General features: G+C 54.5%; 8 protein-coding genes, 2 tRNA genes, 3 rRNA genes and 4 pseudogenes. 7 read left to right on the forward strand and 10 right to left on the reverse strand.

Going from position 1 to position 13,463, the window contains the following annotated elements; genetic code table 11:
- The first annotated feature begins 8 nt into the window (after positions 1 to 8).
- The 3 genes from ACYZT0_RS14900 to ACYZT0_RS14910 all read left to right on the forward strand — a co-directional run bounded on the left by ACYZT0_RS14900 (position 9) and on the right by ACYZT0_RS14910 (position 2,063).
- Positions 9 to 860, forward strand: a complete 852-nt coding sequence (locus ACYZT0_RS14900; protein WP_462046478.1) for a 3-hydroxybutyryl-CoA dehydrogenase — start codon at positions 9 to 11, stop codon at positions 858 to 860.
- The gene (locus ACYZT0_RS14905) at positions 847 to 1,449 is read left to right on the forward strand and encodes a TetR/AcrR family transcriptional regulator (protein WP_462046479.1); all 603 of its coding nucleotides are present in this window, start codon (positions 847 to 849) and stop codon (positions 1,447 to 1,449) included. Before ACYZT0_RS14900 ends, ACYZT0_RS14905 begins: the two co-directional genes overlap by 14 nt.
- Before the next feature lie 200 nt (positions 1,450 to 1,649).
- On the forward strand, positions 1,650 to 2,063 hold the full coding sequence (locus tag ACYZT0_RS14910; protein ID WP_462046480.1) for a VOC family protein: 414 nt from the start codon (positions 1,650 to 1,652) through the stop codon (positions 2,061 to 2,063).
- 334 nt (positions 2,064 to 2,397) lie between these two features.
- Here ACYZT0_RS14910 and ACYZT0_RS14915 read toward each other — a convergent pair.
- Positions 2,398 to 3,022 (reverse strand): annotated as a pseudogene (locus ACYZT0_RS14915) (transposase); the annotation flags it as partial.
- Positions 3,023 to 3,024: 2 nt separating this feature from the next.
- Positions 3,025 to 3,275, reverse strand: a pseudogene (locus ACYZT0_RS14920) (group II intron reverse transcriptase/maturase); the annotation flags it as partial.
- A 218-nt stretch (positions 3,276 to 3,493) separates the two neighbouring features.
- Between ACYZT0_RS14920 and ACYZT0_RS14925 the strand changes: the two are divergent.
- A pseudogene (locus ACYZT0_RS14925) lies at positions 3,494 to 3,906 on the forward strand (hypothetical protein).
- Between the two features lie 43 nt (positions 3,907 to 3,949).
- On the forward strand, positions 3,950 to 4,309 hold the full coding sequence (gene tnpB / locus ACYZT0_RS14930; RefSeq protein WP_462044751.1) for an IS66 family insertion sequence element accessory protein TnpB: 360 nt from the start codon (positions 3,950 to 3,952) through the stop codon (positions 4,307 to 4,309).
- Between the two features lie 156 nt (positions 4,310 to 4,465).
- Here tnpB (ACYZT0_RS14930) and tnpC read toward each other — a convergent pair whose 3' ends face one another.
- From tnpC to ACYZT0_RS14970, 8 genes are all read right to left on the reverse strand, one after another.
- Positions 4,466 to 6,001 (reverse strand): IS66 family transposase, encoded by a 1,536-nt coding sequence (tnpC, locus tag ACYZT0_RS14935; protein ID WP_462044750.1) that lies wholly within the window; start codon positions 5,999 to 6,001, stop codon positions 4,466 to 4,468.
- Between the two features lie 17 nt (positions 6,002 to 6,018).
- Positions 6,019 to 6,378 (reverse strand): IS66 family insertion sequence element accessory protein TnpB, encoded by a 360-nt coding sequence (gene tnpB, locus ACYZT0_RS14940; RefSeq protein ID WP_076962084.1) that lies wholly within the window; start codon positions 6,376 to 6,378, stop codon positions 6,019 to 6,021.
- Positions 6,379 to 6,630: 252 nt separating this feature from the next.
- Positions 6,631 to 6,746: ribosomal RNA gene (gene rrf, locus ACYZT0_RS14945) — 5S ribosomal RNA — on the reverse strand.
- A gap of 173 nt (positions 6,747 to 6,919) precedes the next feature.
- Positions 6,920 to 9,811, reverse strand: a 23S ribosomal RNA gene (locus tag ACYZT0_RS14950).
- Positions 9,812 to 10,047: 236 nt separating this feature from the next.
- Positions 10,048 to 10,123: transfer RNA gene (locus ACYZT0_RS14955), tRNA-Ala, on the reverse strand.
- A 30-nt stretch (positions 10,124 to 10,153) separates the two neighbouring features.
- Positions 10,154 to 10,230: transfer RNA gene (locus tag ACYZT0_RS14960), tRNA-Ile, on the reverse strand.
- Positions 10,231 to 10,391: 161 nt separating this feature from the next.
- Positions 10,392 to 11,930: ribosomal RNA gene (locus ACYZT0_RS14965) — 16S ribosomal RNA — on the reverse strand.
- The 16S, 23S and 5S rRNA genes sit together here with 2 tRNA genes alongside, the layout of an rRNA operon.
- 292 nt (positions 11,931 to 12,222) lie before the next feature.
- Positions 12,223 to 12,588 carry a hypothetical protein gene (locus tag ACYZT0_RS14970; protein WP_462041901.1) on the reverse strand — a complete coding sequence of 122 codons (366 nt, stop codon included), beginning with the start codon at positions 12,586 to 12,588 and terminating at the stop codon, positions 12,223 to 12,225.
- Positions 12,589 to 12,601: 13 nt separating this feature from the next.
- Between ACYZT0_RS14970 and ACYZT0_RS14975 the strand changes: the two are divergent.
- A pseudogene (locus ACYZT0_RS14975) lies at positions 12,602 to 12,700 on the forward strand (phage infection protein); the annotation flags it as partial.
- A 156-nt stretch (positions 12,701 to 12,856) separates the two neighbouring features.
- On the forward strand, positions 12,857 to 13,429 hold the full coding sequence (locus tag ACYZT0_RS14980; RefSeq protein WP_462041902.1) for a chorismate mutase: 573 nt from the start codon (positions 12,857 to 12,859) through the stop codon (positions 13,427 to 13,429).
- Positions 13,430 to 13,463: the final 34 nt, after the last annotated feature.

Raw genomic sequence — 13,463 nt, forward strand, 5'->3', positions numbered from 1 at the left:
GACGGAACATGAATCTGCAAAACATTGGCGTAATCGGTGCAGGCACAATGGGCAACGGCGTTGCGCAAGTCTGCGCCTTGGCCGGTTTCAACGTGACCTTGCTCGACATCTCCGAGAGCGCCCTGCAAAAAGCCATCGCGACCGTGGGCAAAAACCTCGACAGGCAGATCGCCAAGGACACGCTGACACAAGAACAAAAGCTCGCCGCCCTCGACAAAATCCACACCAGCACCGACTACAGCAACCTGCGGAACGTGCAAATGGTGATCGAAGCCGCCACCGAAAACCTCGACCTGAAACTGCGCGTGCTGCAGCAAATCGCCGCGCAGGTCAGCGCCGAGTGCGTGATCGCCTCCAACACTTCGTCGCTGTCCATCACCCAGCTCGCTGCCAGTGTGAGCCAGCCTGAACGCTTCATCGGCCTGCACTTCTTCAACCCGGTGCCGGTGATGGGCCTGATCGAGGTGATTCGCGGTTTGCAAACCAGCGACGCCACCCACGCCCTGGCGCTGGACATGGCGACAACACTCGGCAAAACCGCGATCACCGCTGGCAACCGTCCGGGTTTCGTGGTCAACCGGATTCTGGTGCCCATGATCAACGAAGCGATTCTGGTGTTTCAGGAAGGCCTGGCCAGTGCCGAAGACATCGATGCCGGCATGCGCCTGGGCTGCAATCAGCCGATCGGGCCGCTGGCGTTGGCGGACCTGATCGGTCTGGACACCGTGCTGGCGATTCTCGAATCCTTCTACGACGGCTTCAACGACAGCAAGTACCGCCCTGCTCCACTGCTCAAGGAAATGGTCGCCGCCGGCTACCTGGGGCGCAAAACGGGGCGTGGCTTCCATGCCTATGCCTGAGCGTTGCTCGCGCTTTGCCGAGTATCGGGACAAGGTGCTGGAGCTGTTCGCCAGCAAGGGTTTCGGCCAGGTCGGCATGCGTGAGCTCGCGACCTGCCTGGGGCTCGCCCCCGGCTCGTTGTATCACCATTACCCCAGTAAACAGCACTTGCTGCTCGACCTGATCGAGGAGTTCTACGAGGAGCTGCTGGCAACCTTGGGGCGCATCGAGCAAAAGGCCCCCGCAAAACGTGACAAACTCCATGCCCTTATCCGAGCGCATTTGAACCTGCATCAGGAGATGCCCTGGCATTTTCGTCTGGCAGAGCGTGACAGCGGCTGCCTGAATGAAGAACAGCAGGAACGGGTTCGGCAATTGCGCGAGCAATATCAGCGCAAATTGTTGCTGATACTCGGGGCCCGGTCCCACTTCAGTGAGCAGGGTCTGCTGGCCGCCGGACATGCAATCGCCAACTTACTCAACAGCGCACCCGGCTGGCTGGCGCAACATTCGTTGGATGAGCGAGAGCGCGTTGAGCTGTTGGAGAGTCTGGTGAGTGGAGCCATCGAACGTTTGCTGCGTCCCTTGGTGCCACGCGCAGTGGCCTGAGGGACCCAGGACGATATCCCCGTGATCGTGGATTGACCCGTGAGTGCCGGAAGCCATAAGCCACGCCACTTCAATAGAGAAAACGTCTAAAAGATTACTGCCAATCGCGCCATATAACGCTTAGCTAATGGGGGCCCAATCACTGCGGAGCAGGAGGTGAATCCAGCCTCCCTCCGCCACCTTCGATACCGGGAGCCAAAATGAAAATCAATCCCTACCTGATCTTCAACGGCGACTGCAAAGCCGCATTCACCTTCTATGCCCAAAGCCTGCCAGGCCAGATCGAAGTCATGATGACCTTCGGTGAAAGTCCCGCGCACGAGCACTTTCCGGCGGACTACCACAACCTGATCATCCACACCCGCCTGCTGGTAGGCGATCAGGCGATCATGGGCTCCGACACAACACCTGACCGTCCAACTGACGAAATGAGCGGTTGTTCGGTTTCGCTGAACGTCGACAGCATTGCTGAGGCAGAGCGGGTGTTTTCTGCGTTGTCGGACGGCGGCAAGGTGGACATGCCACTGGAAGCCACGTTCTGGGCGGCTCGCTTCGGCATGCTGATTGATCGGTTTGGTGTGTCGTGGATGGTGAATTGCGAAAAAGATCAGTGAGACTCACTGTTTCAAGGATCGAGTAGGAGGCGGATTCACATCCGCCGTCCTCTCACATACATGGACGGCCCCAGTTCGTCGAGCTTTCAATTCGACAACACAGACGGGGTTGAGATTGCAGCCATACATCCGGACTTTATGTGAGGCTCTGCCTCTGTCCCTGATGGAATTCGCTGATCGGGCTCTTATCACCACTACGCGCTCGAAGCGCCTGTAAGAGGGCAGAGTTATCCGATCCCGGTCTGACCTGTCTTGCCATCACGTCATGATTGCCGGGGCAACCTTGGAAGTACTCCCTCTAATAACGCATCATCGCCTGACTCCACCGACCCGGCTACACCCCTGCGATGTGGGGGGTATAGCCGGGTCGGAATCTGCAGTCATGGGCTAACAGCGCCCAAGCAATGCGGGCATTTTTGTTGGCCTGCGCAATGACCGCCACATTCGTGTTGCGACGCGCCAACAAACCCTTCAACCAATCCGCTGAAGGATCAGTTTTACTTTCGGCGTAGCGGACTACGGCCCGTGCACCGTGAACCAACAATGTGCGTAAATAGCAATCGCCCCGCTTGCTGATACCCAACAGCGTGGACTTGCCTCCGCTTGAGTGCTGTCGTGCCACCAACCCCAGCCATGCCGCCATCTATTGGCCATTGGCAAAGCTTCTTGCAGCTCCTTCAGATGATCGCCTAGGCGCTGCATCAGTTGCCGAAATGGTCCGGGTAGACCGTTCTCGCCATCCTCCAGAATGCCCGGCAAGCGCTCGGTGATATGCCTGATCCCTTGCGCAATGACAATGCCAAACTCACCGAGCAGTCCTCGAATCGAGTTCGCTTGTGCGGTAGGCGCCTTAACAAAATCCTGACGCGCACGATGCATGGCCAAGACCCTTGCAGCTCTGTCGTCTTGATCGGCACGAAGCGCATATCGGGTCGAGCTACCGCCTCACAAATCGCTTCTCCATGCCATCGGCACCCGGTGCGCCCTTGTTGCTGACTACGCGCTGATACGCACGTCTGAGGTTGGCGAGTGCAAGCACCCGCTCCATCAGCGTGTCTGGCTCCGCGTTCGTCCACGTCACAGACGCCGTCGATACCTGCGCACTGCCAGCCGTCCCCCGCGGATTCCGTCCGGGACTCGGAGTAACAGTCTTCTCTGGGAGAATTTCTGCTTTTCGGTATTCAACGAGACTTTGACGCCTACTGGCGGCATAACTTGTTCGGCCCTTGGTGGCGAGGTTAACCGCCACTTACTACGGCTTCGGCTGACTTCTGCACGTTCATCCCGTTGCCTCTCGACGCTCGGTAGCTCAGTGGCTAACGCACAGATTTCCCAGGGTAATTCGCGCGACCTTCCTGCTTACGCCTGTCGGATCTGCTACCGGCAAAACGCTACACTCTCACAGCCGCGGATTGTTCGGAGGAACCCCTATGCCTGCCTATGACGTGCCTTGGTCCACTCCTTTCAAACTGTCACTGCTGGCTGGAGGACTCGCCACTCTGCTCGCGCTGAGTGGGTGCACTAGCTTCGACGCCCGGACCAAGGCCTATGTAGGCGTTGAGCATCCCGCGCCGACGCTCGCCAGCGAGGTCGTGGTGCTGCGTGCACCTAGCGCCCTCACGTCCGATTAGGTGAAGTGCTCATCGATGCAAGCGTCGAACCTGCCCCTCCCATCACCCAGGTAGAAGAAAAACTGCGCGATGAGTCCGCCAAACTCGGCGGCGATGCCGTGGTGGTGGTCTACGACCATATCCAACCGGGGGGCGCCTATGTCAACGGACCGCTTTGGGCTCGCGACGTAAAGTATCCGCTCCATGAACTCCACACTCCAGCGGATAGCTGACGGCTGATGCTGTGCTCCCGATTTCCATCAGGAGCCCATCACCATGATGCGTCCCAATGTCAGCGTTGAAAAAGTGTACCTCTACCCGAAGCCTGTAGATTTTCGAAAGTCCATCGACGGCCTGGCTGCATTGGTCGAACTGGACATCAAAGTTGCGGTGTTCGACCCCGTGCTTTTCGTCTTTCTAAATCGCCACCGCAACCGCGTCAAAGTGTTGTACTGGGAGCGCAACGGCTTCTGCCTTTGGCTCAAGCGCCTGGAGTCCGAGCGTTTTAAAATTTCACCTGATGAGGTGGACGAGGCTATCGTGCTGACCGTTCAGGAACTGAACTGGCTACTGGATGGATTTGATCTCTGGCGCAACCGTCCTCACAAGGTTTTAACGCCAAGATTCGTCGCTTGACGGTAAGCGACCCATAAACCACACATGGCAAAAAACCGATGTGTGCATTTAGCGCAAGATAGTCGGGGAACAGTTCCACGGCAGCAAGGCTTCGAAGTCTTCTACCGAAGGTAAGCGACCCGTAAACCACACATGGCAAAAAACCGATGTGTGCATTTAGCGCAAGATAGTCGGGGAACAGTTCCACGGCAGCAAGGCTTCGAAGTCTTCTACCGAAGTAGCTTGTGGCAGGCGTTCAAGTACGTCGCGCAGCCACGTATAGGGCTCTTGGCCGTTGGCTTTGGCAGTTTCGACCAGGCTATAGATCTGCGCACTGGCCGTCGCGCCCTTGGGCGTGTCGCTGAACATCCAATTTTTGCGACCGATCACAAAGGGTTTTACCGCTCGCTCGGCCCTATTGTTATCAATGGGCAGGAAGCCAGCCTCGGTGTAACGCTCAAGCTTGCTCCAGTTGCTGGCCAGATAACCGACGGCTTTGCCCAAGGCACTTTGCGTCGTCACCTGGGGATGGGTTTTCTCCAGCCAGCTTTTTAGTTCTGCGAGTACCGGCAGGCTTTTTTCCTGTCGAGCGCTAAAGCGCTGGTCGTCGCTGGCCTCTTTGAGCTCGCGCTCGATGCCGTAGAGTTTATTGATCAGGTTCAGCGCGATGTCGGCTCGCCCGGTCTTACCCTTGGGCTGCACTTTTTGCGCATCGACGAACTTACGTCGCGCATGCGCCCAGCAGCCCAAACGCTCGACACCTGGCTGCGCGCCCAAGGCGTTATAGCCGGCGTAATCGTCGGTCATCAGGTAGCCGCGATAATCGGCAAGCAGGCGCAACGGCACCTCCTGCGCTCGGCTGGTGGTGTAGTCAAACAGGACAACCGGGCGCTCAAGCGGGCCGCTGGCTTGGACCCACATCCAAGACTGGCTGGTCGGATCTCGATCCGGTTCCTTCAGCACTTGTACCCGCGTTTCGTCGCAGTGGATCACCGGACTTTCCAGCAATCGGTCGCGCATCAAATTCAGCAACGGTTGCAAGTGTTCGCCGCACTGGATCACCCAGCGCGCCAAGGTTTGTCGGGGGATATCGACGCCGTGTCGGCCAAGTACTTTTTCGAACCGATACAGTGGCAAACCGTCGACGTATTTGGTGGTCAGCAGCATCGCCAGGACGCTGGGACTGGCCATGCTCTTTTCGATCAGTTGTGCCGGTTTGTCAGCAGTGACCGGTGCCGTTTCACAACCACGGCACGCGTAGACCTTGCGGATGTGTTTGATGACGCGGATCTGCATCGGCACGATTTCCAGCTGTTCGCTGGTTTCTTCGCCGATGACGTGTTTGCGGCAACCGCAAAGGCAAGTCAGTTCGTGTTCGGGCAGTTCGTGGATGACTTCAATGCGCGGCAGGTCGGCGGATAGCGGTTTGCGTTTACCGCGGCGCTGGGTCGGGGCAACGACTTCTTCGTCTTCAGCAATACCTTCTTCCAGCACGGCAACGCTTTCGGCTTCGTTGAACAGCGCCAATTGCGGTGTCTCAGCGTCGACCGTCTGCTCGGATTTGCGGCCAAATAAACGGTCACGTAGCAACTTGATCTGTTCTTTCAGATCAACAATCTGGCCCTTGTCCAACTGACGCTCACTGAGCATCTGCACAAGCATTTGCTTGAGCAGAACAGGATCATCAGGGAGCATTTCGGGCATCAAATTCATGCCCGGATTATATCCGATCAGGCGACGAATCGAGGGGTTAAAACTTGATGTGGGCGGTTGCGCCAGAGGTCAAAGCCGTCCAGTAACCAGTTCAACTCTTGCACGCTCAGCACGATAGCTTCATCGCTGAGCTCAGGTGATGTTTTGAAACGTTCGGACTCCAGGCGCTTGAGCCAAAGGCAAAAGCCGTTGCGCTCCCAATAGAGGATTTTTACTCGATTACGGTGGCGATTCAGAAAAACGAAAAGCACGGGATCGAACACCGCGACCTTGATATCCAATTCGACGAGGGCGGACAGGCCGTCGATGGATTTTCGGAAGTCCACGGGTTTGGGGTACAGATAAACTTTTTCGACTTTGGCGTCGGGACGCATCATGGTTGCGAGCTCCTGAAAGAGATCAAGAGCACAGCATCAGGCTTCAACTGGCGGCTTTGAATGTGGGTACGGTGGATCGCTTACGACGTAAAAACCATCGAGGATCGGAAACTCTAAGGGATTGTGATCAAGTATCGGTAAGCCCACTCGCCCCCTGAAGATGTCGACAGCAGAGATGAACTTTGTACGAACTTTCCTGCGGACAAAACAAAACCCCTACCTGCATACGCAGATAGGGGTTTCGGAATTTAATCTTGACGATGACCTACTCTCACATGGGGAAACCCCACACTACCATCGGCGATGCATCGTTTCACTGCTGAGTTCGGGATGGGATCAGGTGGTTCCAATGCTCTATGGTCGTCAAGAAATTCGGTAGCCAGGTCGTGGGCCTTTGCAGGTTCACGCTCCAGCGAATGGGTATGCGATAGTTTGGTGTTTTGTGAGTATCTCGAACTTTCGGTTCGTTTCGTCTTCACACACCGCAATCTGGTGCTCTTTCGCTTTTCAGCTCAAAGCCTGCAAATTGCTTGGGTGTTATATGGTCAAGCCTCACGGGCAATTAGTATTGGTTAGCTCAACGCCTCACAGCGCTTACACACCCAACCTATCAACGTCGTAGTCTTCGACGGCCCTTCAGGGGACTCAAGGTCCCAGTGAGATCTCATCTTGAGGCTAGTTTCCCGCTTAGATGCTTTCAGCGGTTATCTATTCCGAACATAGCTACCCGGCAATGCCACTGGCGTGACAACCGGAACACCAGAGGTTCGTCCACTCCGGTCCTCTCGTACTAGGAGCAGCCCCTCTCAAATCTCAAACGTCCACGGCAGATAGGGACCGAACTGTCTCACGACGTTCTAAACCCAGCTCGCGTACCACTTTAAATGGCGAACAGCCATACCCTTGGGACCGGCTTCAGCCCCAGGATGTGATGAGCCGACATCGAGGTGCCAAACACCGCCGTCGATATGAACTCTTGGGCGGTATCAGCCTGTTATCCCCGGAGTACCTTTTATCCGTTGAGCGATGGCCCTTCCATACAGAACCACCGGATCACTAAGACCTACTTTCGTACCTGCTCGACGTGTCTGTCTCGCAGTCAAGCGCGCTTTTGCCTTTATACTCTACGACCGATTTCCGACCGGTCTGAGCGCACCTTCGTACTCCTCCGTTACTCTTTAGGAGGAGACCGCCCCAGTCAAACTACCCACCATACACTGTCCTCGATCCGGATAACGGACCTGAGTTAGAACCTCAAAGTTGCCAGGGTGGTATTTCAAGGTTGGCTCCACGCGAACTGGCGTCCACGCTTCAAAGCCTCCCACCTATCCTACACAAGCAAATTCAAAGTCCAGTGCAAAGCTATAGTAAAGGTTCACGGGGTCTTTCCGTCTAGCCGCGGATACACTGCATCTTCACAGCGATTTCAATTTCACTGAGTCTCGGGTGGAGACAGCGCCGCCATCGTTACGCCATTCGTGCAGGTCGGAACTTACCCGACAAGGAATTTCGCTACCTTAGGACCGTTATAGTTACGGCCGCCGTTTACCGGGGCTTCGATCAAGAGCTTCGCGTTAGCTAACCCCATCAATTAACCTTCCGGCACCGGGCAGGCGTCACACCCTATACGTCCACTTTCGTGTTTGCAGAGTGCTGTGTTTTTAATAAACAGTCGCAGCGGCCTGGTATCTTCGACCGGCATGGGCTTACGCAGTAAATGCTTCACCCTCACCGGCGCACCTTCTCCCGAAGTTACGGTGCCATTTTGCCTAGTTCCTTCACCCGAGTTCTCTCAAGCGCCTTGGTATTCTCTACCCAACCACCTGTGTCGGTTTGGGGTACGGTTCCTGGTTACCTGAAGCTTAGAAGCTTTTCTTGGAAGCATGGCATCAACCACTTCGTCACCCAAAGGGTAACTCGTCATCAGCTCTCGGCCTTAGAATCCCGGATTTACCTAAGATTCCAGCCTACCACCTTAAACTTGGACAACCAACGCCAAGCTGGCCTAGCCTTCTCCGTCCCTCCATCGCAATAACCAGAAGTACAGGAATATTAACCTGTTTTCCATCGACTACGCTTTTCAGCCTCGCCTTAGGGACCGACTAACCCTGCGTCGATTAACGTTGCGCAGGAAACCTTGGTCTTTCGGCGTGGGTGTTTTTCACACCCATTGTCGTTACTCATGTCAGCATTCGCACTTCTGATACCTCCAGCAAGCTTCTCAACTCACCTTCACAGGCTTACAGAACGCTCCTCTACCGCATCACCTAAGTGATACCCGTAGCTTCGGTGTATGGTTTGAGCCCCGTTACATCTTCCGCGCAGGCCGACTCGACTAGTGAGCTATTACGCTTTCTTTAAAGGGTGGCTGCTTCTAAGCCAACCTCCTAGCTGTCTAAGCCTTCCCACATCGTTTCCCACTTAACCATAACTTTGGGACCTTAGCTGACGGTCTGGGTTGTTTCCCTTTTCACGACGGACGTTAGCACCCGCCGTGTGTCTCCCATGCTCGGCACTTGTAGGTATTCGGAGTTTGCATCGGTTTGGTAAGTCGGGATGACCCCCTAGCCGAAACAGTGCTCTACCCCCTACAGTGATACATGAGGCGCTACCTAAATAGCTTTCGAGGAGAACCAGCTATCTCCGAGCTTGATTAGCCTTTCACTCCGATCCACAGGTCATCCGCTAACTTTTCAACGGTAGTCGGTTCGGTCCTCCAGTTAGTGTTACCCAACCTTCAACCTGCCCATGGATAGATCGCCCGGTTTCGGGTCTATTCCCAGCGACTAGACGCCCTATTAAGACTCGCTTTCGCTACGCCTCCCCTATTCGGTTAAGCTCGCCACTGAAAATAAGTCGCTGACCCATTATACAAAAGGTACGCAGTCACCCAACAAAGTGGGCTCCCACTGCTTGTACGCATACGGTTTCAGGATCTATTTCACTCCCCTCTCCGGGGTTCTTTTCGCCTTTCCCTCACGGTACTAGTTCACTATCGGTCAGTCAGTAGTATTTAGCCTTGGAGGATGGTCCCCCCATATTCAGACAAAGTTTCTCGTGCTCCGTCCTACTCGATTTCATGACTAAGAGATTTTCGCGTACAGGGCTATCACCCACTATGGCCGTACTTTCCAGAACGTTCCGCTAATCTCAAAGCCACTTAAGGGCTAGTCCCCGTTCGCTCGCCACTACTAAGGGAATCTCGGTTGATTTCTTTTCCTCAGGGTACTTAGATGTTTCAGTTCCCCTGGTTCGCCTCTTAAGCCTATGTATTCAGCTTAAGATAACCATCTTATGATGGCTGGGTTCCCCCATTCAGACATCTCCGGATCAAAGTCTGTTTGCCGACTCCCCGAAGCTTTTCGCAGGCTACCACGTCTTTCATCGCCTCTGACTGCCAAGGCATCCACCGTATGCGCTTCTTCACTTGACCATATAACCCCAAGCAATCTGGTTATACTGTGAAGACGACATTCGCCGAAAATTCGCAATTTAACTCACAAATTTTACCTTAGCCTGATCCGTTACCAGTGAAAGTAACGTCCAGTCTATCTTTCTATCACATACCCAAATTTTTAAAGAACGATCTAATCAAAGACTAGAAATCAACATTCATCACCGTCTTGGTGGAATGCTCATTTCTAAGCTTTCAACAACAGAAGCAGTTAGTGGTGGAGCCAAACGGGATCGAACCGTTGACCTCCTGCGTGCAAGGCAGGCGCTCTCCCAGCTGAGCTATGGCCCCGTATTTCTACAGGCGTTTCCCACACAAAATTGGTGGGTCTGGGCAGATTCGAACTGCCGACCTCACCCTTATCAGGGGTGCGCTCTAACCAACTGAGCTACAGACCCAATTTCGAGCTATAAGGCCGACCTCACCCTGCTCTCTACCACCGAGCATGGGGTGCGCTCTAACCAACCAAGCTACAACCCCTCAGGGCTGCTTCTTATCGTCTTCTTCAATGAATCAAGCAATTCGTGTGGGAACTTATGGAGCAACTGATGTCGTCGATTAAGGAGGTGATCCAGCCGCAGGTTCCCCTACGGCTACCTTGTTACGACTTCACCCCAGTCATGAATCACACCGTGGTAACCGTCCTCCCGAAGGTTAGACTAGCTACTTCTGGTGCAACCCACTCCCATGGTGTGACGGGCGGTGTGTACAAGGCCCGGGAACGTATTCACCGCGACATTCTGATTCGCGATTACTAGCGATTCCGACTTCACGCAGTCGAGTTGCAGACTGCGATCCGGACTACGATCGGTTTTCTGGGATTAGCTCCACCTCGCGGCTTGGCAACCCTCTGTACCGACCATTGTAGCACGTGTGTAGCCCAGGCCGTAAGGGCCATGATGACTTGACGTCATCCCCACCTTCCTCCGGTTTGTCACCGGCAGTCTCCTTAGAGTGCCCACCTTAACGTGCTGGTAACTAAGGACAAGGGTTGCGCTCGTTACGGGACTTAACCCAACATCTCACGACACGAGCTGACGACAGCCATGCAGCACCTGTCTCAATGTTCCCGAAGGCACTCCGCTATCTCTAGCAGATTCATTGGATGTCAAGGCCTGGTAAGGTTCTTCGCGTTGCTTCGAATTAAACCACATGCTCCACCGCTTGTGCGGGCCCCCGTCAATTCATTTGAGTTTTAACCTTGCGGCCGTACTCCCCAGGCGGTCAACTTAATGCGTTAGCTGCGCCACTAAGAGCTCAAGGCTCCCAACGGCTAGTTGACATCGTTTACGGCGTGGACTACCAGGGTATCTAATCCTGTTTGCTCCCCACGCTTTCGCACCTCAGTGTCAGTATCAGTCCAGGTGGTCGCCTTCGCCACTGGTGTTCCTTCCTATATCTACGCATTTCACCGCTACACAGGAAATTCCACCACCCTCTACCATACTCTAGCTCGACAGTTTTGAATGCAGTTCCCAGGTTGAGCCCGGGGATTTCACATCCAACTTAACGAACCACCTACGCGCGCTTTACGCCCAGTAATTCCGATTAACGCTTGCACCCTCTGTATTACCGCGGCTGCTGGCACAGAGTTAGCCGGTGCTTATTCTGTCGGTAACGTCAAAACACTTACGTATTAGGTAAATGCCCTTCCTCCCAACTTAAAGTGCTTTACAATCCGAAGACCTTCTTCACACACGCGGCATGGCTGGATCAGGCTTTCGCCCATTGTCCAATATTCCCCACTGCTGCCTCCCGTAGGAGTCTGGACCGTGTCTCAGTTCCAGTGTGACTGATCATCCTCTCAGACCAGTTACGGATCGTCGCCTTGGTGAGCCATTACCTCACCAACTAGCTAATCCGACCTAGGCTCATCTGATAGCGCAAGGCCCGAAGGTCCCCTGCTTTCTCCCGTAGGACGTATGCGGTATTAGCGTCCGTTTCCGAGCGTTATCCCCCACTACCAGGCAGATTCCTAGGCATTACTCACCCGTCCGCCGCTCGCCACCAGGTACAAGTACCCGTGCTGCCGCTCGACTTGCATGTGTTAGGCCTGCCGCCAGCGTTCAATCTGAGCCATGATCAAACTCTTCAGTTCAAACATCTTTGGGTTTTTAAGAAACCCTAAACTTGGCTCAGCAATCGTTGGTTACATCTTTGATTTCTCGCGGAGTAACTTGTGATGCTGATAATCTTGTTGACTATCAGTCTGACTCCACAAGCACCCACACGAATTGCTTGATTCAGTTGTTAAAGAGCGGTTGGTTAAGATCTTTCGTCTCAACCGAGGCGCGCATTCTACAGCAGCCTCTGTTGCTGTCAAGCGGTTATTTTAAGAAGTTTTCAAAGTTTCCTCTGCAACTTCAACCACTTGCGCTTTCGATCTCTCGTTAGCGGGAGGCGAATTCTACAGCGTTACTCGCTGCTGTCAACACCTCTTTTACACCGCTTTCGACCGAGTGGATCGAACCGTTGATAGAGCCAAACAACACGACTCCAGCAACTCCTTCTGGGCTTCGATGACCTGAAACAACTCGCTGTCGAAAACTGCGTAACTCATTGTTTACCAAAGAGTTTTCCGTTTCGACTGCGCCGGAAGTGGGGCGAATTATAGACTTCCAGAATCTGCCGTCAACCCTTAATTGCGCTTTTCTATCAATCACTTGTAGAAAGCTGAAAACCAGCCCATTCCCCTCTATATATAGGAGAGCAAAACCAATCCTTCTATAAAGAGGGACAGGTGTCCTGTCTTTCATGGGGCTCGTTCACTCTGCTCACCCGGTTGTCGCTGAAGGCGGCTCGGATCGTCTGATTGAAAGTCGTGTTGCTGAAGGTGGCTCCGATCGTCTGATCGAAAACCGCGCTGCATAAATGAATAGCGTTACCGCAGTACTCAACGAAAAGCCCAGCCTGAATAGCCGGGCTTTTTCGTGCACAAAATAAATCAATCCCTACTTAATGCCTCCGCCGCACCTGTGATACATAACACCTGATTGTGAGTCCCGTACCCAATGAGGTTTGTCGATGCCCCGTTCCCCACGCTTACCGCAACTGCTGACCTGCGCCGTCCTCGGATTACTCGCCTGCAGCGCACAAGCCATCGCGCCCTCCCCGGCGCCCGATAGTTTGCAACCGTTGCTGGTGACGTTGAACGAGCGCCTGAACATGGGTGATCTCGTGGCGCTGACCAAGTGGGACAGTGGCAAACCGATCCAGGACAGTGCCCGGGAAGCGCAAGTCATCGCCAACGCCAGGCAGATGGCCGTTGACCGCAAACTGGACCCGGACGAAGTGGCCGAATTGATCGCGGCACAGATAGAAGCCAGCAAGCTGGTGCAGTACGGACTGCTCGCTCATTGGCGAGCGGTTGGCAAGGCGCCTGACACGCCAAGGCCGGACCTTGCCAATCAAATTCGGCCCCAACTGGATGAGCTGCAAAACCGTCTGTTGCAGCAATACGCCGACTTCGCGCCCTATCGCAATGACCCGGAATGCGCGAACTGGCTAGCCAAAGAACGATCCAGCCTGATCAAGGACGGTCTGCATGGTCAGGCACTGATACGCGCCACCGGGGAGCTGTGTGTCGCTAATCGATGAGCGTTTGCAAAACAACAAAAATACAGGAGTTGAA

This window comes from Pseudomonas sp. ZS1P83, from assembly GCF_054897825.1.